This is a genomic window from Streptomyces sp. NPDC050546, assembly GCF_044457425.1.
In the GTDB taxonomy this organism is placed as follows: domain Bacteria; phylum Actinomycetota; class Actinomycetes; order Streptomycetales; family Streptomycetaceae; genus Streptomyces.
The window spans coordinates 48,232-65,665 of record NZ_JBITGX010000010.1; the positions used below are offsets into that span (position 1 = coordinate 48,232).

Genomic DNA, 17,434 nt, shown 5'->3' on the forward strand with positions numbered 1-17,434 from the left:
GTTCCGCCCGGTGGTCAGCGGCCGCGACCGCCGTAGCCATGGCCGTAGCCGTAGCCGTAGCCGTAGCCGGGGTAGCCCTGGTCACCGTTCCAGGAGCAGTAGTAGCCGTAGTAGTGGCAGGTGGTGGCGGGCGACGGGCTCGGGGGCGCGGGTCGGGACGTCGACGGAGTGGCGGTCGGGGTGGGGGTCGGCTCGGGTGTCCTCGACGGGGTCGGCGTGGGCGTGGGGGTCGGGGTGGGCACGGACCGCGGCACCGGAGCGGCGGCTTCCCAGTTGACGGCCTCCATCTGGAGATCCGTCTTGGAGGTGTCGATCACCCAGCGCTGGACCTCGTCGTCCGCCCGGGTCTTGAGGACCAGGGCACCCGAGCCGTCGGTCGCGGCCGGGGCCAGGGCGAGCTCCTGGTCCCGGCGGGGCACCAGGGCGCCCTGGAGGATGAAGTCGTAGCTGATGTCCTTGACGTCGGGCCGGGACGGGCCCGTGCAGGGTGCCAGCCGCACCGAGTAGCCGAGCCTCGAGTCCAGGCACAGGTCGGGAGCGGCACCGTTGCGCAGCAGCCCCTCGGTCTCGTACGTCCACTGCTGGGTGGGCGCCGAGGAGCAGGTGGTGAGCTCGGCTTCCGCGTTCTCGACGGCCTTGTTGCCGTCGACGCCGACGCACAGGCCCGAGGCGACGTTGTGCAGCCGGCCGCGCAACGCGCCCTTGCGGGCCTCTCCCGCCCCGATCCAGGACGGGTCGCCGGTCGGCTTGCCCGCGCCCGGGCCGGATGCCTCGGAGGACCGGTCCCCGCCGGCCGGCGGGGCGGTGTCGCCGGAGTTGCCGATGGACCACAGGACCAGCGGGAGGACGACCAGGCCGCTGACGGTCAGGATGCCCACGGTGAGGTTGCGGCGGCGGGCGGCACGGCGGGCCGCCTTGTGGGCGGATCTGCGGGAGGCGGTGCGGGGACCCACGGCGTCCGGGCCGGGGGCCGTTGCACCGGCCGGTGCCGGCGCGTCGGACGGGGAGGGGTGGAATGCCTCATGGGCGTGGACCAGGGCCTGTGCCCGGTCCTGCGTCTGGTCCCGCGCCGGGACCGGGACCCGCGGCGGGGTCCCCGCTTCCGCTTCGGCCGCGAGGGCGGGTGGCGTGGCCACCGGGTCGACGGGGTCGGTGAACGACTCCCCGACCGCACCGGCGAGGAGGACGGGGTCCGGAAACGCCGCACGCGCGGCACCGGCCGGCTCCGTGCCGGGCACGTCCCCGGGAACGCCGCTCTCCGGGGAGGCCTCCGCGGCGTCGCTCGAGGCGCTCTCCGCGTAGTCCTGCCCGCCCCAGCCCAGCACCGCCTCCGCGAGGGCGACGCCGAGCCCGTGGTTGAACCGGTCGAGCTGGTCCGCGGCGGCGCTGCAGTGCCCGCATCCCTCGATATGCGCGCGTAGATCGGGGTCGATGTCGAGGGCGCCACGTCTGTACGTCACGTCCAGCAGGCGCAGATAGCGCCGGCACTCCTCGTCGGGGGCGAGTTCGCGGTGCAGCTGGAGGCACTCCTCGCGCATCCGGTCACGGGCCCGGCCCAGTTCGACGCGCGCGCCCTCCTCGTCCAGGCCGAGCAACCCGGCGGGAGCCGCGAGCGGTTCGGCCTCGACCTCTATGTGCCACAGCAGGCAGCGGGCCGACTGGGGCAGCCGCTGGAAGGCCCCGGACAGCAGGCGCCGGTGCTGCTGCGGCAGCAGCCGCGCGACCGGCCGCTCCCCGTCACCGGCCTCGGCCAGCAGGTCCGGGTGGAGCATGTCGCGTCGGTGGTCGGTGGCCCACTCGGCCGCGATCCGCCGCACGGTGACGAGCAGCTGGGGCCGCCACGCCGATGTCGGACCGTTCTGGCGCAGGCTTTCGCCGAAGAGTCGGGTGAAGGCGGCGGTGGTGAGCATTCCGGCGAAATGCGGACCGGCGGTGCACAGCCGGGCGTAGGCGAAAGCCGCCTCCCAGTGCCGGTCCAGCAGCTCACCGACGGGATGAAGGGCGGGCGTCGCGCCCGTCCACTTCCTGAGCTCGGCGCTCAGTTGCTCGTCCGTCGGGCCGAACCTGCGGGCCGGGGCCGGGGCCGGGGCCGGGGAATTCGACGGACCTGCGTCGTTCACGGCTGCATTCCTCTCAAGGACATGCGGAATAAAGTCCATACCAAGGGGTATGCCGGCACGGCGGCCTCGCGCATACGAAAGAAAGGCGCGCTGTCCGCACGCCGACAGGGCACACCTTTGCACAGCTCAGCGACAGGGAACAAGGGATCTCGCGGTTTCGTGCATTACGTAGGCGGCCAGGGCTTTTTGACAAAATGTCAATCAGCGGCCCGAAAGGGATTCCCGGGTCGTCGGCTCGGTTTTTATGGCAGGTATTCGCCCGGTTCCCGTCGCCCTCCGGAAACCGCCGGACCTGAGGGGTCGCCGTACCGTGTCCGGTACGCGCCGGGCGGCATCCCGTAGCGCTCGCGGAAGACGCGGTTGAAGTGGAACGGGCTGGCGAAGCCCGAGGCCGCGGCCACCCGTTCCACGGGCAGGTCGGTGCCCTCCAGCAGCCGCGCGGCGTGCCGCAGCCGTGCCTCGCGCAGGGCGCGCATGGGCGACTGGCCGAGCTGCCGGCTGAACAGGTGGGCGAAGCGGGACGGCGACAGGGCGACGCCCTCGGCGAGTGAACGGACGGTGTGCGGGGCGCCCGGGTCGGCGGCGATCAGCTCCTCGGACCGGCGGATCCGTGCGTCGACGCCGGGGCGGGGTGCCGCCGGACGGGCACCGGCGGCGGTGAGGAGGACGACCTCCTCGAGCGCGCTCAGGGCGAGTTCGCGGGCCGCGCTGCCGTGTGCGACGGCGACCTGCCCGTCCGGGGGTGCCGGGGCGGGCGGCACCGCGGTCCCGGTCCAGCGGGCGTCGGCGTGCATCCGCCGGAACGCCGACTCGACGCGCCCGTGCACACCGGACGGGGCGGACCTGACCACGTACACCCCGTCGCCGGCGTCGTACGGCCGCAGCCACCCGGCCCACGACGGGCGGGCCTGGCAGTGCGCCCACCAGAACCGCCAGTGCCCGGCGCCGGACTCCACCGTGTAGCCGTGCGGGACACCCGGGGCGAGCACGACGAGGTCACCTGCGCCGACCGAGGTCTCCACGGCGCCCTGCCGCAACCGGCCCCGGCCTCCCGTGGTCCAGGTGAACAGCCAGCTCGCGGATCCCCGAGGGCGGGTGACGGCGTAGCCGGGCGGCTGGTCGAAGTGGCCGAGCACGACCAGGCCGGGCGGCGGGGCGGGGTCCCCGTCGTTCCCGTTCTCAGCAGTGCCGGGCAATCCGTCAGCACGCACGGGCATCCTCCTCGGCCGTTCGGCGGCCTAGCGTTACATACGGAAGTCACCTGACCGAGGAGTGCGCTCATGACAGTCATGGACAACGGCGCCGCCGGAGCTGACCTCCTGGACCCCGCCGGGCTCCGGCGGTACCGGGAGGGGTTCGAGGAGGACGGCTTCACGGTGGTGCGCGGGCTCTTCGGGGCCGGGGAGATCGAGCGGCTGTGCGGCGAATTCGCGGCGCTGCATGCCGGCGGCCCGGTTCCCGGGCACTTCGAACCGCGTGCGGCGGACGCGCCGGGGGCCGATCCGCTGCACGTGTGGCCCAGGGTGATGCAGCCGCACGAGATCAACGACCTCGCACGTGAGGTACTGCTGGACGCCCGGCTGCGGACGGTCCTGGAGGTGCTCCTCGGGGAGGAGGTCCTGGCCGCGCAGAGCATGTTCTACTTCAAGCCGCCGGGCGCCCGGGGACAGGCGCTGCACCAGGACAACTTCTATCTGCGGGTCGAGCCGGGCACCTGTGTGGCCGCGTGGGTGGCGTGCGATGTGATCGACCGGGAGAACGGCGGGCTGGAGGTCGTGCCGGGCACGCACCGGATGGACGTGTTCTGTCCCGAACTGGCCGACTCGGATGTGTCGTTCGCGCGGGAGTACGTTCCGCCGCCTCCGGGGATGGCCGCCGTGCCGGTGGACATGGCGCCGGGGGACGTTCTGTTCTTCAACGGCAGTCTGGTGCACGGGTCGCAGCCGAACCATGCGGCCGACCGGTTCCGGCGGTCGTTCATCGGACACTATGTGGGGCGGTCGGCCGAGCGGATCGGAAGGTTCTACCGGACCTTGTCGATGAGTGGGGCTCGGGTGGAACTGCCCGAGAGTGAGGGGGCGGGGCCCTGCGGGACGGAGTTCGCGTCGCCGCAGGGGCCCCACTGACCGCTCCGCGGGAAGTGCAGTGGTTCGTGTGCAGCGCCGTTGTGGCTGGTCGCGCAGTTCCCCGCGCCCCCAGGATGGGCGTTTCAGTGGCCGGCGATCGGATGTGCTGTGTAGGGGCGCTCCAGTTCCTCGAGTTCCTTGTCGCTGAGGTGGAGGTCGACGGCGGCCACCGCGTCCTCCAGATGCCCGGGCTTCGACGCTCCGACGATCGGCGCCGTCACCGTGGACTGGTGGAGCAGCCAGGCCAGGGCCACCTGGGCGCGGGGGACGTCGCGGTCGGCGGCGATGCGGGTGACGGTCTCGACGATGGTGCGGTCGCCGTCCTGGTACAGGTTGCTGCCGAAGGTGTCGGTGGCGCTGCGCTCGGTCGTGGTGTCCCAGTCGCGGGTGAGGCGGCCGCGGGCGAGCGGGCTCCAGGGCAGTACGCCCACGCCCTGGTCCGCGCAGAGGGGCAGCATCTCGCGCTCCTCCTCGCGGTAGACGAGGTTGTAGTGGTTCTGCATGGAGACGAAGCGCGTCCAGCCGTTCAGGCGGGCCGTGTACTGGGCCTTGGAGAACTGCCAGGCGTACATCGAGCTGGCCCCGATGTAGCGGACCTTGCCGGCCTTGACGACGTCGTGCAGGGCCTCCATCGTCTCCTCGACGGGCGTGTGCGGGTCGAAGCGGTGGATCTGGTAGAGGTCGACGTAGTCGGTGCCGAGGCGGGTCAGGCTCTGGTCGAGCTCGGTGAGGATCGCCTTGCGGGACAGTCCGCCGCCGTTCGGTCCGGGGCGCATCCGGCCGTTCACCTTCGTCGCGAGCACGATCTCGTCGCGGCGGGCGAAGTCGCGCAGGGCACGGCCGGTGATCTCCTCGCTGGTGCCGTCGGAGTAGACGTTGGCCGTGTCGAAGAAGTTGATCCCCGCCTCGACAGCCTGCCGGATCAGCGGGCGCGAGGCCTCTTCGCCGAGGGTCCACTCGTGACGGCCGCGGTCGGGCAGGCCGTAGGTCATGCACCCCAGACAGATCCGGGAGACGTCCAGGCCCGTCGAACCGAGCTTCACGTACTGCATCGTTGCTGCTCCTGCCTTCGGGAGGGGGTTCCAGGGGGAGCGTACGTGCTCGTGTGCCCTCGAAGGCAGGGTGCGCCGGACCGGCTGACGGGTCGTCATCGTTGCTGCCCCCAGGTGACCGCACGGCGTGGGAGCGGCGAGGGGGCCGGACCGCTGCCGCATCCTCGGCGCAGGTGACCGGCGCCCGGCCGGTCGGCGGCGTAAGGGAGCAGGCGTGGCGGCACGACGGAGGACACTCAGGATCCTGACCGGGGCGGCCGCGGCGTCCCTCGCCCTGGTCTCGACCGCCTGGAGCCGGCCGGCACCGCCCGGGCACGAGGTCCGGGCCCAGGTTCCGGCGGCCGAGGGGCCGGCGACGCTGTGCGCACCCGCGGGCACCCTGCGCGGTACGCAGGGCGAGCGGGCCACCGTCAGCCTGTGCGCGGGCAGCGGTACTCCGGTGATGGCGGTCTCGGCCCCCGCGAACTGCGGCCGTCCCGGCACGTCCGCCCGGTACGCCTGTCTGACCTCCGGCACGTGGACGGCGAAACGCGAGGGCAGGACGGTCGCCTCCGGGACGCTCCCCGGTTCGCAGCCGTACCCCGGCCCGGGGACCTACGACGTCACGGCCACCGTGCACGTCCGCTCCACGCCGGGCGGTGTGGATCTGCGCGGCACGGTCCGGACCACGCTCACCCTGAGCGCCCCGAAGCAGCGGCCCACGCACCGCGTCGAGGTCGACCGGACCACCCTGCGTCGCGGGGCCACCACCACGCTGACCTACCGGGTGTACCGCGACAGCGAACAGGGCGACGGCAGTGCCCGCTTCGGGCTGATCGGCGAGGAGAGCAAGGGGGTGCGGATCAGCACGGCGGACGCCCGTTGCGTCAACCCGCTGATCGGACGGGCCCCGTCCGAGGCCAGGCTGACGTACTCCGTGGACTGTGCGCTGACCGACCTCCAGCCGGGCCGTCCGGCCACCGTTCGGGTCCAGGTCACCCAGGGGTCCGCCTGCTCGACGGTGGTCTCGAAGCTGGGCTACTGGATGCCGCGCGGGCAGGCGCTCTACACCGGCGGCATGGTGGAGGGGCCCACGGTCGGCTGCGGCTGACGGTCAGCCCCGTTCGACCAGGTCCAGCGCCCGCTCCCAGCCGAACTCCGGCCGCCCGCCGTCCTCGTCCGGCTCTCCGGTGTACGGCTCCCCGAACCGCACGCCCATCCCCCGCAGCCGTTCGAGGCTGTCCCGGTAGGCGGGGTGGGCGGCCAGGGCGTCGGCGACGCAGGGCAGGACGGCGATCGGCACGCCGAGCCCCGCGACCTCGCACAGGGTGCCCAGCGCGAGGGTGTCGGCGATGCCGGCGGCCCACTTGTTGACGGTGTTGAAGGTGGCGGGGGCGAGGACCAGGCCGTCGGGTGCCGGGAACGGGCGGGGCTCGCCAGGGGTGCGCCAGGCGGAGCGGATGGGACGACCCGTCTGGGCTTCGACAGCGGCGGTGTCGAAGAAGCCGTTCACGGCGACGGGCGTCGCGATGACGCCGACCCCCCAGTCCCGCTCCTGCGCGGCGGTGATCAGTTTGCTGACGTCCGCGGCGACTCCGGCGGCGCAGACGACGACGTAGAGGAAGGGCTTGCGGGCGGCCTGTTCGGTCATCCCGGAAACCCTAACGACTCCCCCGGGCTCACCGGACCGGGAAGGTGCGACCACGTTCCTGCTCCGGCCGGGGGCCGAGAATGCGGCGTTCCTTCTCCTCGATCGGCACGTCGTTGATGCTCGCCTCACGGCGGGTCATCAGGCCGTGCTCGTCGAACTCCCACAGCTCGTTGCCGTAGGAGCGCCACCACTGTCCCTCGCCGTCCCGGCACTCGTACTGGAAGCGGACGGCGATGCGGTTGCCGTCGAAGGCCCAGAGGTCCTTGCGCAGCGCGTACTCCTGCTCGCGCTCCCACTTGGCGGTCAGGAACTCGACGATCCGGGCGCGGCCGGTGACGAAGGTGTCGCGGTTGCGCCAGACGGAGTCCTCCGAGTAGGCGAGGGCGACCCTGTGCGGGTCGCGGGTGTTCCAGGCGTCCTCGGCGGCCTGGACCTTCTGTGCGGCGCTCTCGCGGGTGAAGGGCGGCAGGGGCGGGCGGTCGGTCATCGATACTCCCCGGTCACAGCGGAGAACGGTCGTTCTCTCGATGGCTGCTACCGTAGGAGAACGATCGTTCTCTCGTCAAGGAGTGGTGGCACATGGACAGCGCGGTGGCCCGGGAGCGGGCGCTGGACGCGGCCGAGGAGCTGTTCTACGGGCGGGGCGTGCGATCCGTCGGGATGGACGACGTCCGCGGCACGTCCGGGGTCTCGCTCAAGCGGCTCTACCAGTTGTTCCCGGCGAAGGAACAACTGGTGGAGGCGTATCTGGAGCGTCGCGACACGCGCTGGCGCGGGCAGCTGGCCGAGTACGTCGAGCGGCACGGGGAGCCCCGCGAGCGGATCCTGGCCGTGTTCGACTGGCTCGGCGGATGGTTCGGAGAGCCGGGCTTCCGCGGCTGCGCGTGGCTCAACGCCTACGGCGAGCTCGGCGCCACGTCACCGCGCGTGGCCGGCCAAGTGCGCGCGCACAAGCGGGCGTTCCGCGACTACCTTGCCTCGCTCGTGGACGCGGCGGGGCTGCCCGGCGCGCTGGCCGGGCAGCTGTTCCTGCTGGCCGAGGGTGCCATGGTCACGGCGGGGGTCACCAGAAGCGCCGAGCCGGCGGCCGAGGCGCGCGAGGCGGCCCGGCTGCTCCTGGGGACCGTGTGAGCCCGGGCTTCAGCTCACCCTCTCCGAGACGGTGATGGCGCTCACCGGGCAGGCCCGGGCGGCCTCTCGCACCAGCGGGCTGCCGCCGCCGTCCTCCTGGCCGGGCAGCAGGGCGCTGTAGCCGTCGTCGTCCTGGGTGAACACCTCCGGGGCGGTCAGGGCGCACTGGCCGGCGCCGATGCAGACGTCCGTGTCGATCTCGATGTCGATGTGCATGTACGGAAGCCTCTTACCAGGTCACGGGGAGTTCCAGCATCCCCTGGATCGTGTCGCCCGGCTTGAAGGGGATCTCGTCGGGCGGGGCGGCCAGGCGCAGGCCGGGCAGCCGGGCGAAGAGGGTGTGCAGGGCGACCTCCAGCTCGGCGCGGGCGAGGTTCTGCCCGAGGCACTGGTGGATGCCGAAGCCGAACGCGACATGGTGCCGGGAGGGGCGGTTCCAGTCGAGGGTGTCCGGGTCGGGGTAGACCGTCTCGTCGCGGTTGATGACGGAGGTCGCGAAGACCACGCCCTCGCCCTTCCTGATCGTCGTCCCGGCCACCTCGATGTCCTCGACGGCCAGCCGCAACATGCCGTCCGCGATCGACAGCATCCGCATCAGCTCCTCGACCGCGGTCGGCAGCAAGGCCGGGTCCGCGCGCAGTTCGGCGAGCCGCTCGGGGTGCTGGAGCAGGGTGAAGGTGCCGAGCGAGATCATGTTGGCGGTCGTCTCGTGGCCCGCGACCAGCAGGATGAGCGCCATGGCGATCAGGCCCTCGCGGTCGAGTGCGCCCTCGTCCGCCTGCCGGTGCACCAGGTCGTCCAGCAGACCGGTGCCCCGCTTCTCCCGCTTGCGGTCGATCAACTCGCCGAAGTAGGCCTCGAGCCGGTCGCGGGCGTCCAGCACGTCGGCGGTCTCCGGGCCGCGCAGCAGCCGCCGTGACTGGGTCTCGAAGAAGTCGTGGTCGGAGTACGGGACGCCGAGCAGGGCGCAGATCACCATGGACGGCACGGGCAGCGCGAAGGCGGTCACCAGGTCCGCCGGCGGGCCCTGGGCGATCATCGCGTCGAGCCGCTCGTCGACGATCTGCTGGATCCGTGGCCGGAGTTCGACGGCCCGTTTGAGGGTGAAGTCCCCGACGACCATGCGGCGCTGGGTGCGGTGCTCGGGGTCGTCGACGCCCAGCAGGGCCGTTCTGCGGTTGCGGATCCCGGCGAACCGCTTGGTCGGGGCGGGGAAGCCGGGCCGGTCGCGGTCGGACGACAGACGCGGGTCGGCCAGCAGCGCGCGGGCGATCGCGTGCCCGCTGACCAGCCAGGCCTCGCGGCCGTCGAAGAGGGTGATACGGGTGAGGGGGCGCTCGGTGCGCAGCACGTCGTAGGCGGCGGGCGGCTGGTAGGGGCAGGTCCGGCTCTGGGGGTAGGCGACGGGTGCGGTCGTGTCCGTCATGAAGACCTCGCAGACGAGTAGTGCGTCGTGCCGATCATCATTAGATGCCCCGGGCACCTATAGGGCGACGCGAAGTTCGGCCAGATCGGTGGCGGCTGCAAACATGGCCGGGGAATGCCGTCTTCACGTTCGAAGGCCGGGGTCGGGGTCCGTGGCGTGCGAACAGGGCCCTTGCCGGGAGCCGGGGGCTCCCGGGAAGTCATGGCGGCGATTCGAAAACCGGTTGTCGCCGCGGCGGGACAGGCCCCAGGATCCAGCCATGCCTACGCTCGAGGTCCTTTCGCCGTCGCTGCCGCTGTCCGCCGCCGCTCCTGCCGCGCGCCGACAGCAGCGGTCCGGCCGCCGTGGAGGGCCGACGCCGCCGCGGTCATGACGGCCGCGCTCCTCGCGGGGCTGCTCGCCGGATACGGCATCGCCGTTCCCGTGGGCGCGGTCGGGACCTACCTCGTCTCGCTCACCGCCCGCACATCCCTGCGTACCGGTGTGTGCGCCGCGCTCGGCGTCGCCACCGCCGACGGGCTGTACGCCCTCGCCGCCACGCTCGGGGGTACGGCCCTGGCCGCCGCGCTGCGGCCGGTGCTCGGGCCGCTGCGCTGGGTCTGTGTCCTGGTGCTGCTCGGGCTGGCGGTGTGGGGCGCGGCCGGCGCCCTGCGCGAGTACCGCGGCCACCGGCTCGCCACGCGGACGGGCGCCGCTCCCCCGAGTCCCGCCCGGGCCTTCGCGGGGCTGCTCGGCATCACCCTGCTCAACCCCACCACCGTGATCTACTTCGCGGCCCTGGTGCTCGGCTCCCGGGCCACGGGTCCGGCCGGGCCGGTGGAGCAGGGCGTGTTCGTCCTGGCCGCCTTCGCCGCATCGGCCAGCTGGCAGGTGCTGCTCGCCGGGAGCGGTGCCCTGCTGGGCAGGGCGCTGACCGGTCGCCGGGGCCGGCTGGCGACGGCGCTGGTGGCGAGTGGCGTGATGACGGCTCTTGCCGTCCGAATGGCGGTTTCTCCTGGATGATTCCCCGGCGTACCGGTGTTGGGGGCAGGTACCAGGTACCAGTCGGCCTCTGACACGACGATGGGACGGAATGCCATGCCTCTCGAGGGCGAGTACGAACCCAGCACGACGCAGTGGGTGCGCAAGCAGGTGGAACTGTACGAGAGCTCCGGCGGTACGGAGGGGACGACGCTGCAGGGCTCCAAGATGCCGGTCGTCGTCCTGACCTCCCGGGGCGCCAAGAGCGGCAAACTGCGCAAGACACCGGTGATGCGGGTGGAACACGAGGGGCGGTACGCCGCCGTCGCCTCCCTCGGCGGTGCGCCCAAGCACCCGGTCTGGTACTTCAACCTCAAGTCCGACCCGCACGTGGAGCTCCAGGACGGGCCGCGGAAACAGGACATGACCGCCCGTGAGGTCACGGGCGAGGAGAAGTCCGAGTGGTGGGACCGGGCCGTCGCGGCGTATCCGGCCTACGCGGACTACCAGAAGAAGACGGACCGGGAGATTCCGGTGTTCGTGCTGGAGCCGGCAGAGGGCGGGTGACACAGAGCCGGCCCGCCCTGCCCCCGGGGGAAATCCACCGGCAGAAAAGTTTCGCCCGGTGTGCATGAACCCCCGGCGGCGGGGCACGCGTGGTTCAGGCCCCGCCGCGTTCCCCCGTCGCGGCGGGGCTTTCCGCTGCCTCCCGGGCCCGACGGTCCGTGACGTCGAGGAAGATCTGGTGCGCCTCGGGCACCGTCCGGGCGATGGAGCGCTTGATGCGCACGGCGACGTCCTCGACGTGCTCGCTGTCCAGGCCCGGCACCAGGTCGACACGGGCGGCCACGAGGGCCGAGTCGAGGCCCGTCTTCATCGTGAAGAGTGCCTCCACACTGTCGATCTCGGGCTGCGCCCGCAGCAGTGCCTGGATCCGCCCGCTCGCCTCCGGGTCGGCCGCCTCGCCGATCAGCTGGTCGCGCGCGTCACGGCCCAGCCGGAAGGCGACGTAGACCAGCAGCGCGCCGATCGCCAGGGATGCCGCCGCCTCCCACACCACCTGTCCGGTGACCATGTGCAGCGCCATGCCCGCCATGGCCAGCGTGACGCCGAGCACCGCGGTGCCGTCCTCGGCGACGACCGTCCGCAGGGCCGGGTCGCGCAGCCCGGCGCGCATGCCACCCTGCCCGCGCACCTGGTACAGGGCGCGCAACAAGGAGCCGCCCTCCGCGAGGAGGGCGATGCCGAGCACGATCAGGCCGGCGACATAGCCGCTGAGCTTCTCCTCCGATCCGCTCGCGAGGGCCTCGAAGCCCTGGAAGAAGGAGAAGCAGCCGCCCATGACGAAGATCCCGACCGCCGCGAGGAGCGACCAGAAGAACCGCTCCTTGCCGTAGCCGAAGGGGTGACGCCGGTCGGCGGGGCGGCGGCTGCGACGCAGCGCCGCCAGCAGGAAGACCTCGTTCAGGCTGTCGGCCACCGAGTGGGCCGCCTCCGACAGCAGGGCGGGTGATCCCGCGGCCAGGCCTCCGACGGCCTTGGCGACCGCGATCACCAGGTTGGCCGCGAGCGCCACCAGCACGGTGACGCGTGTCCTCCGATCAGATCCTTGTTCAGTCACCCACGCCGATTGCCCCGCTCGGCGGTGCTCACACCGTGCCGTCGGCCGAAAAAGGGGAACGCGTTCACCAGGGCACACGCACGACAGACAGGGCACTCGCACGACGAGCGGGCCACACGCACGGCAAGGAGGTCACCCCCATGAGCCGCGACGACGGCGACGGCAACAGCGCCTACGGCAGGAGGTCGTTCAAACGGTCCAAGGCGCATTTCGCGGACCGGATCACGGCGGACGGCCGGGACGGCTGGCCGGTGGAGGCGGGCCGCTACCGTCTGGTCGTCAGCCGTGCCTGCCCGTGGGCGAGCCGGTCGCTGGTCTCCCGGCGGCTGCTCGGCCTGGAGGACGCGCTGTCCCTGGCCGTCGCCGACCCGATCCAGGACGACCGCAGCTGGCGCTTCACGCTGGACGAGGACGGCCGCGACCCGGTTCTCGGCATCCGCTACCTCGGCGAGGCCTACGACCGGCGGGAGTCCGACTACCCCGGCGGTGTCAGTGTGCCGGCGATCGTGGACGTGCCCAGCGGGAAGCTGGTCACCAACGACTACCAGCAGCTGACGCTCGACCTGGCGACCGAATGGACGGCCCTGCACCGGCAGGGCGCGCCCGACCTCTACCCGGACGCGCTGCGCGACGAGATCGACGCGGTGATGGCGGACGTCTACGAGGACGTCAACAACGGCGTGTACCGGGCGGGGTTCGCCACCGGGCAGGAGGAGTACGAGGCCGCCTGCGCGAGGGTCTTCCGGCGGCTGGAGCTGCTCGCGGCGCGGCTGGAGGGCCGGCGGTACCTCGTCGGCGACACGATCACCGAGGCGGACATCCGGCTGTTCACCACGCTGGTCCGCTTCGACGCCGTCTACCACGGCCACTTCAAGTGCAACCGCTGGAAGCTGACGGAGAACCAGGTGCTGTGGGCGTACGTCCGGGACCTGTACCAGACGCCCGGGTTCGGCGACACCGTCGACTTCGACCACATCAAGCGCCACTACTACCAGGTGCACACGGGCATCAACCCGACCCGCGTCGTGCCGCTGGGCCCGGACCTGTCGGGCTGGTCGGCCCCGCACCACCGTGCGGAACTGGGCGGCCGGCCCTTCGGCGACGGCACACCGCCGGGGCCGGTCCGCGCCGAGGAGCGGGTCCCGGCCGCGCACACACCCTGACCACCCCCACCCACCCCCCTGAGCGACGAAGGAGATCCCCGTGGCCAAGAAGAAGAAGCTGCCCCTCGCCTACCAGCCCCTCGGGTTCGTGCTGGGCTGGTCGAGCGGCTGGCTGTCCGGGCTGGCCTTCCGCAAGACGTGGATGGCGATCCGGCACGAGGAGGACGCGCCCGACGCGCTGGACCGGGACCGCGGCTGGGGCGAGATCCTGCTGGCCGCAGCCGTCCAGGGCGCCATCTTCGCGGTGGTGCGCAGCGCCGTCGATCGCGCGGGCGCCAAGGCCATCGAGCGTTCGACCGGCACATGGCCGGCTGACGAGAAGGGCGGCAGGGACTGACAGAAGGCCCCGGCCTCGCCCGGCCCCGCCTGGCCCGTGCCGCCGGCGGGGCCGGTCCGTGCCGGGCGTCCGCTCAGCCGTCCACCTTGATCGTCTTCATGGTGAGGTGGGACTCGAGGCGGAGAACGGCGGGCAGTCCGCTGAGCCTGCTCATCATGAAGGCCTCGTAGGCGGCGTGGTCGGCGACGGCGACGCGGAGGAAGTAGTCGGGGCGTCCGTACATCCGCCGGAACTCGACGACCTCCTCGTAGGAGGCCACGGTGGTCTCGAACTCCTCGACGGTCCTGCGGTCCTGGGCGTAGATCTCGACGTCGACGAGCACTTCGAGCTCGCGGCCCAAGGCTCCGGGGTCGATGACGGCCCGGTAGCCGGCGATGACGCCGCTCTCCTCCAGACGCTTGACCCGGCGCAGGCAGGGAGGCGGAGTCAGCCCCACCCGCCTGGCCAGCTCGACGTTCGGCAGCCGGCCGTCCTGACGCAGGTGAAACAGAATTTCTCGGTCGACGGCATCGAGGCCATCTTCATTGCCCATATGGAGATCATAGAGCCACAATCGGCAACCATATGAGGTGCGAACTTTCCTAAAATGTCGACATGCGAATAAGCCCTGCGGCGCGCGCCGCCTTCCAGGACTGTGCCTCCGTGGGCCTCGGGATGGTGCCGCTCGGTCTCGCCTTCGGGGCGCTCGTGGTGCAGTCGGGACTCGACTGGTGGTGGGCCGGGCTGTCCGCGGCACTGGTCTACGGCGGCTCGTTCGAGTTCCTGCTGATCGGCATGGTCGTGGCCGCCGCACCGCTGGTGTCCATCGCCCTGGCCGCCTTCCTGGTACAGGCGCGGCACCTCTTCTACGCGCTGTCCTTTCCCCTGCACCGCGTGCGGGGCCGGTTCGCCAGGACGTACAGCACCTTCGCCCTCACCGACGAGGCGTACGCGCTGACCGCGACCGAGCAGGCCCGCGACTGGTCCAGCCCGCGCATCCTGTGGCTGCAGTTCTTCATGCACCTGTACTGGGCCGGCAGCGCGACCGCCGGGGCCCTGCTGGGCTCCCTCGTCCCGGACAGCGTCACCGGCCTGGACTTCGCCCTGACCGCCCTGTTCGTCGTTCTCGCACTCGACGCGGTCCGTGACCTGCGGGGCGATCTGCCGACCCCCGTGCTCGCCCTGCTCTGCGCCCTGGGCGCCCGGCTGTTCTTCCCGGGTCAGCTGCTGCTTGCGGCCTTCGCCCTGTTCACCGCCGGCCTCCTGGCACGCCGGCTCGCCGACCGGAGGAAGCCCGCTCATGTCTGACACCTACGCCGTCGTCGCGGTCCTCGTCACCGCGGCCGTCACCTGGTCCCTGCGCGCCCTGCCGTTCGCCGCGCTGGCGCCGCTGCGGGCCAGCGCCACCGTGCGGTACCTCAGCGTCCGTATGCCTGCCGGGGTGATGGTGATCCTGGTCGTCTACTGCCTGCGCGATCTGCCGCTCACCGAGTCGCGCGCCGTGGCCCCGCTGGCCGCCCTGGCCGTCACCGTCGGCCTGCACCTGTGGCTCCGCAACGCCCTGCTGAGCATCCTCGCCGGCACGGCCGTCCATGTGGCCCTGGCCAGCGCGGTCTTCACCCACTGACCCCGTCCCCCGAGAGGCATGCTTCCTTTGAACACCGGCAGCTACTTCGAGCCCGTCGACGCGCACCGCTACAGGCCCACCGGACACGCGAGCGGCGCATGGGATCCGGCCGAGCAGCACTTCAGCCCACTCGCCGGCCTGCTCGTCCACGCCATCGACCGGCAGCGGGACACGGGCTCCGACAGCCGCCTGAACCTGTCCCGGATCAGTTTCGACATCCTCGGGCGCCTCGCCCTGGACGAGTGCGAGATACGGGTGGAGACCGTCCGGCCCGGCCGCACCATCGAACTCGTCGAAGCCGTCGCCCTGATCGCCGGGCGCCCCGTCGTACGGGCCCGGGCTTAGGGGGCTTCTGATGGATCTCCGTGGAAGAAGGAGCGGCGTTCGGTGCGTGCTCTCGGCGTGCCGGGCGGAAGGCCTCGTAGCGGAGCTACTAGGCCTTTTGTCCGGTGCGGCGAGAGTGCGTGCCGGGCGTCGCGACGCCGCGGAGATCCATCAGAAGCCCCCTAACTCCTCGCCGACGGCGACACCGCGGAGGTCGCCGGCGGTGGCACCGGCCGGCTCACCCCTCCCGAACTGCTCGCCCCGTGGCCGCTGAGCTCCGTGTGGCCCGGCGGATACATCGCCTCCCTCGACGTCCGCCCGCCGACGCCGCCGCGTCCGGGCCGCACGACGGCCTGGATCTCCACCTCGCTCGACCTGGTGGCCGGGCAGACGGCGAGCCCGCTCGCCTCCTACATCGCGCTCGTCGACACCGCCAACGGCATCGCCGTACGCCAGTCGCCCGACCGGTGGATGTTCCCGAACGTCGACCTCACCGTCCACCTCCACCGCCGGCCGGAAGGCCCCTGGACCGGGCTCGACACGACCGTCACCTTCGGCGCCACCGGCCAGGGCGTCACCAGCACCGTCCTGTACGACCTCGCCGGACCCGTCGGCCATGCCCAGCAGATCCTCACCGTCAGGCCGATGCCGGTATCCGGCTGAACGCCGGGCTCAGCCCTGCTTGGGTGCCGTCGGCGCGGTGCGGCGCAGGGTGAAGGAGTGGCCCGCCGGGTCGGCGTACCCGCGTTCCTCCAGGGGGCCCGAGGCGTCCTTGGCCTCCAGGGGGCGTCCGCCCAGGCTGATGACCCGGCGTTCCACCGCGTCGAGGTCGTCCACCACGAACTCCAGATGGGCCTGGAGGGAGTTCTCGGGGCGCGGCCAGCTGGGCGGGGTGGCGTTGACGTCCCGGCGCAGGGCGATCCGGAAGCCGTCGGCGCTCCTGATCTCCACCCGGTTGGCCGTCGCGTCCGACTCCTCCCCTTCCAGCAACTCCTTGTAGAACACGGCGAGCTTCTCGGGCTCGGCGCAGTCGAGCACCAGGACACCCGCTTTCACCAGGGCCATGTCTCCTCCGCAGGATTCCGTCCGCGGGGCGTGCTGCCCCACGGCCTCGTACCTTGCGGTTATCCCGGCACGGCCGATTCAGTCGGACCTCAACCACCGTCCGTCGCGCATGAGTTCGCGGCCGTGCAGTTCGTCGGCCTCCCGCCAGGCCTGCACCCGCCGCGGTACCACCCGGAAGTAGAGGTACGGCGTGGCCAGCCGCCGGGGATCGAACCCGGTCTTGGCGGCGAAGAGTTCGGCGTCCTGCTCCGCCAGCTCGCCGGGCTGGACGGTCTCGACGGTGCCCTCGAGCAGGACGACGTCACGGGTCGGCCCGATGCCCACCCGGGCGCGGCCGGTCGCGGTCAGGTTCCGTCCGGTGGGGCTCGACGCGGGAGTGGCGAACAGCAGGTACGAGCCGTTCCAGAGGAAGGACAGCGGGACGAGGTGCGGCGTCCCCGACGCGGTGCCGGCCGTGGCGACCCAGGCGTCCACATCGTGGTCCAGACGGTGCAGGGTGTCCTTCTTGCGCTGCTCAGCGCCGCGTACGGGTGCGGACGTCATCGTCGGTGCGCCTCCTGAAGAGTCGTCAGAACGGACGAGGTCCAGTGTGACGCCAGGAGGCCGGGGAGGCCCGGCGGACGGGCCGAGCCGGGTGAGGGACGAGGGAGCATACGCAGCTCAAGCGCTTTCCGCAGTAACCGAGATCACGGCAGTGTCACGGAATGGCTTATTCCCGCCGTGGGCAGTCTCGTACCGCTTCTCGGTTCAACGTTCGGACTGCGAAGTCGAGTTCGAGTGTGCGGCCGGTCAAGGCACCGTCCGCTCGCAGGGGCGGGGGGCTCTGCGGTCCGTCTCCCGAAAGGAAGCCCATGCCTCAGGACGTCCGGTTCG

20 protein-coding genes and 2 pseudogenes are annotated in these 17,434 nt (G+C 72.0%); 11 read left to right on the forward strand and 11 right to left on the reverse strand.

All coding sequences use genetic code 11. From position 1 onward, the window contains the following. Positions 1–14: 14 nt before the first annotated feature. Positions 15–2,120 carry a ricin-type beta-trefoil lectin domain protein gene (locus tag ACIBK5_RS24800; protein ID WP_399022535.1) on the reverse strand — a complete coding sequence of 702 codons (2,106 nt, stop codon included), beginning with the start codon at positions 2,118–2,120 and terminating at the stop codon, positions 15–17. Positions 2,121–2,362: 242 nt separating this feature from the next. Then, positions 2,363–3,337: a helix-turn-helix domain-containing protein gene (locus ACIBK5_RS24805; protein ID WP_399022537.1), complete on the reverse strand. Its 975-nt coding sequence runs from the start codon at positions 3,335–3,337 to the stop codon at positions 2,363–2,365. A gap of 63 nt (positions 3,338–3,400) precedes the next feature. Here ACIBK5_RS24805 and ACIBK5_RS24810 point away from each other — a divergent pair, with 63 nt between their 5' ends. Next, positions 3,401–4,246, forward strand: a complete 846-nt coding sequence (locus ACIBK5_RS24810) for a phytanoyl-CoA dioxygenase family protein (RefSeq protein ID WP_399022539.1) — start codon at positions 3,401–3,403, stop codon at positions 4,244–4,246. Between the two features lie 83 nt (positions 4,247–4,329). On the opposite strand, the gene ACIBK5_RS24815 is transcribed toward ACIBK5_RS24810, so the two are convergent. Beyond that, positions 4,330–5,298, reverse strand: a complete 969-nt coding sequence (locus ACIBK5_RS24815) for an aldo/keto reductase (protein ID WP_399022541.1) — start codon at positions 5,296–5,298, stop codon at positions 4,330–4,332. A gap of 214 nt (positions 5,299–5,512) precedes the next feature. Between ACIBK5_RS24815 and ACIBK5_RS24820 the strand changes: the two genes are divergently transcribed. Continuing rightward, positions 5,513–6,388, forward strand: coding sequence for a hypothetical protein (locus ACIBK5_RS24820; RefSeq protein ID WP_399022544.1), 876 nt, complete (start codon positions 5,513–5,515; stop codon positions 6,386–6,388). Positions 6,389–6,391: 3 nt separating this feature from the next. Here ACIBK5_RS24820 and ACIBK5_RS24825 read toward each other — a convergent pair whose 3' ends face one another. After that, positions 6,392–6,928 carry a flavoprotein gene (locus ACIBK5_RS24825; protein WP_399022546.1) on the reverse strand — a complete coding sequence of 179 codons (537 nt, stop codon included), beginning with the start codon at positions 6,926–6,928 and terminating at the stop codon, positions 6,392–6,394. A gap of 28 nt (positions 6,929–6,956) precedes the next feature. After that, the gene (locus ACIBK5_RS24830) at positions 6,957–7,415 is read right to left on the reverse strand and encodes a nuclear transport factor 2 family protein (protein WP_399022548.1); all 459 of its coding nucleotides are present in this window, start codon (positions 7,413–7,415) and stop codon (positions 6,957–6,959) included. Between the two features lie 92 nt (positions 7,416–7,507). On the opposite strand from ACIBK5_RS24830, the gene ACIBK5_RS24835 reads away from it, so the two are divergent. Further along, a complete protein-coding gene (locus ACIBK5_RS24835) occupies positions 7,508–8,059 on the forward strand; it encodes a TetR/AcrR family transcriptional regulator (protein WP_399022551.1) in 552 nt (183 codons plus the stop codon). A gap of 9 nt (positions 8,060–8,068) precedes the next feature. Here ACIBK5_RS24835 and ACIBK5_RS24840 read toward each other — a convergent pair whose 3' ends face one another. Further along, positions 8,069–8,269 (reverse strand): ferredoxin, encoded by a 201-nt coding sequence (locus tag ACIBK5_RS24840; RefSeq protein WP_372498772.1) that lies wholly within the window; start codon positions 8,267–8,269, stop codon positions 8,069–8,071. Positions 8,270–8,288: 19 nt separating this feature from the next. Further along, complete coding sequence (locus ACIBK5_RS24845) at positions 8,289–9,485, reverse strand: cytochrome P450 (protein WP_399022553.1); 1,197 nt, start codon at positions 9,483–9,485, stop codon at positions 8,289–8,291. A gap of 369 nt (positions 9,486–9,854) precedes the next feature. On the opposite strand from ACIBK5_RS24845, the gene ACIBK5_RS24850 reads away from it, so the two are divergent. Both ACIBK5_RS24850 and ACIBK5_RS24855 read left to right on the forward strand, forming a co-directional pair. Beyond that, complete coding sequence (locus ACIBK5_RS24850) at positions 9,855–10,487, forward strand: LysE/ArgO family amino acid transporter (protein WP_399022555.1); 633 nt, start codon at positions 9,855–9,857, stop codon at positions 10,485–10,487. Positions 10,488–10,562: 75 nt separating this feature from the next. Beyond that, positions 10,563–11,012, forward strand: a complete 450-nt coding sequence (locus ACIBK5_RS24855) for a nitroreductase family deazaflavin-dependent oxidoreductase (RefSeq protein ID WP_399022557.1) — start codon at positions 10,563–10,565, stop codon at positions 11,010–11,012. 94 nt (positions 11,013–11,106) lie between these two features. On the opposite strand, the gene ACIBK5_RS24860 is transcribed toward ACIBK5_RS24855, so the two are convergent. Further along, on the reverse strand, positions 11,107–12,027 hold the full coding sequence (locus ACIBK5_RS24860; protein WP_399022559.1) for a cation diffusion facilitator family transporter: 921 nt from the start codon (positions 12,025–12,027) through the stop codon (positions 11,107–11,109). A 179-nt stretch (positions 12,028–12,206) separates the two neighbouring features. Between ACIBK5_RS24860 and ACIBK5_RS24865 the strand changes: the two genes are divergently transcribed. Beyond that, on the forward strand, positions 12,207–13,229 hold the full coding sequence (locus ACIBK5_RS24865; RefSeq protein ID WP_399022561.1) for a glutathione S-transferase family protein: 1,023 nt from the start codon (positions 12,207–12,209) through the stop codon (positions 13,227–13,229). A gap of 40 nt (positions 13,230–13,269) precedes the next feature. Then, entirely contained in the window at positions 13,270–13,566 is a 297-nt protein-coding gene (locus ACIBK5_RS24870; protein ID WP_399022563.1) for a DUF4235 domain-containing protein, read from the forward strand. A gap of 73 nt (positions 13,567–13,639) precedes the next feature. On the opposite strand, the gene ACIBK5_RS24875 is transcribed toward ACIBK5_RS24870, so the two are convergent. Then, positions 13,640–14,098 (reverse strand): Lrp/AsnC family transcriptional regulator, encoded by a 459-nt coding sequence (locus ACIBK5_RS24875; RefSeq protein ID WP_399022565.1) that lies wholly within the window; start codon positions 14,096–14,098, stop codon positions 13,640–13,642. A gap of 62 nt (positions 14,099–14,160) precedes the next feature. On the opposite strand from ACIBK5_RS24875, the gene ACIBK5_RS24880 reads away from it, so the two are divergent. The 4 genes and pseudogenes from ACIBK5_RS24880 to ACIBK5_RS24895 all read left to right on the forward strand — a co-directional run. After that, the gene (locus tag ACIBK5_RS24880) at positions 14,161–14,853 is read left to right on the forward strand and encodes an AzlC family ABC transporter permease (RefSeq protein ID WP_399022567.1); all 693 of its coding nucleotides are present in this window, start codon (positions 14,161–14,163) and stop codon (positions 14,851–14,853) included. Next, positions 14,846–15,172 carry a branched-chain amino acid transporter permease gene (locus ACIBK5_RS24885; RefSeq protein ID WP_399022569.1) on the forward strand — a complete coding sequence of 109 codons (327 nt, stop codon included), beginning with the start codon at positions 14,846–14,848 and terminating at the stop codon, positions 15,170–15,172. The genes ACIBK5_RS24880 and ACIBK5_RS24885 overlap by 8 nt, the downstream gene beginning before the upstream one ends. A gap of 18 nt (positions 15,173–15,190) precedes the next feature. After that, positions 15,191–15,514: pseudogene (locus tag ACIBK5_RS24890) on the forward strand (acyl-CoA thioesterase domain-containing protein); the annotation flags it as partial. Positions 15,515–15,682: 168 nt separating this feature from the next. Further along, positions 15,683–16,159, forward strand: a pseudogene (locus ACIBK5_RS24895) (thioesterase family protein); the annotation flags it as partial. Positions 16,160–16,168: 9 nt separating this feature from the next. Here ACIBK5_RS24895 and ACIBK5_RS24900 read toward each other — a convergent pair. Both ACIBK5_RS24900 and ACIBK5_RS24905 read right to left on the reverse strand, forming a co-directional pair. Then, entirely contained in the window at positions 16,169–16,561 is a 393-nt protein-coding gene (locus ACIBK5_RS24900; protein WP_215116835.1) for a VOC family protein, read from the reverse strand. A gap of 78 nt (positions 16,562–16,639) precedes the next feature. Next, positions 16,640–17,104, reverse strand: a complete 465-nt coding sequence (locus tag ACIBK5_RS24905; RefSeq protein ID WP_399022571.1) for a pyridoxamine 5'-phosphate oxidase family protein — start codon at positions 17,102–17,104, stop codon at positions 16,640–16,642. Positions 17,105–17,434: the final 330 nt, after the last annotated feature.

Excerpts from the sequence above, each read along its gene's own strand:
- ACIBK5_RS24805 (WP_399022537.1), bottom strand. The coding sequence starts at position 3,337 with ATGCCCGTGCGTGCTGACGGATTGCCCGGCACTGCTGAGAACGGGAAC.
- ACIBK5_RS24810 (WP_399022539.1), top strand. The coding sequence starts at position 3,401 with ATGACAGTCATGGACAACGGCGCCGCCGGAGCTGACCTCCTGGACCCC.
- ACIBK5_RS24815 (WP_399022541.1), bottom strand. The coding sequence starts at position 5,298 with ATGCAGTACGTGAAGCTCGGTTCGACGGGCCTGGACGTCTCCCGGATC.
- ACIBK5_RS24825 (WP_399022546.1), bottom strand. The coding sequence starts at position 6,928 with ATGACCGAACAGGCCGCCCGCAAGCCCTTCCTCTACGTCGTCGTCTGC.
- ACIBK5_RS24830 (WP_399022548.1), bottom strand. The coding sequence starts at position 7,415 with ATGACCGACCGCCCGCCCCTGCCGCCCTTCACCCGCGAGAGCGCCGCA.
- ACIBK5_RS24835 (WP_399022551.1), top strand. The coding sequence starts at position 7,508 with ATGGACAGCGCGGTGGCCCGGGAGCGGGCGCTGGACGCGGCCGAGGAG.
- ACIBK5_RS24845 (WP_399022553.1), bottom strand. The coding sequence starts at position 9,485 with ATGACGGACACGACCGCACCCGTCGCCTACCCCCAGAGCCGGACCTGC.
- ACIBK5_RS24850 (WP_399022555.1), top strand. The coding sequence starts at position 9,855 with ATGACGGCCGCGCTCCTCGCGGGGCTGCTCGCCGGATACGGCATCGCC.
- ACIBK5_RS24855 (WP_399022557.1), top strand. The coding sequence starts at position 10,563 with ATGCCTCTCGAGGGCGAGTACGAACCCAGCACGACGCAGTGGGTGCGC.
- ACIBK5_RS24865 (WP_399022561.1), top strand. The coding sequence starts at position 12,207 with ATGAGCCGCGACGACGGCGACGGCAACAGCGCCTACGGCAGGAGGTCG.
- ACIBK5_RS24875 (WP_399022565.1), bottom strand. The coding sequence starts at position 14,098 with ATGGGCAATGAAGATGGCCTCGATGCCGTCGACCGAGAAATTCTGTTT.
- ACIBK5_RS24880 (WP_399022567.1), top strand. The coding sequence starts at position 14,161 with ATGCGAATAAGCCCTGCGGCGCGCGCCGCCTTCCAGGACTGTGCCTCC.
- ACIBK5_RS24885 (WP_399022569.1), top strand. The coding sequence starts at position 14,846 with ATGTCTGACACCTACGCCGTCGTCGCGGTCCTCGTCACCGCGGCCGTC.
- ACIBK5_RS24900 (WP_215116835.1), bottom strand. The coding sequence starts at position 16,561 with ATGGCCCTGGTGAAAGCGGGTGTCCTGGTGCTCGACTGCGCCGAGCCC.
- ACIBK5_RS24905 (WP_399022571.1), bottom strand. The coding sequence starts at position 17,104 with ATGACGTCCGCACCCGTACGCGGCGCTGAGCAGCGCAAGAAGGACACC.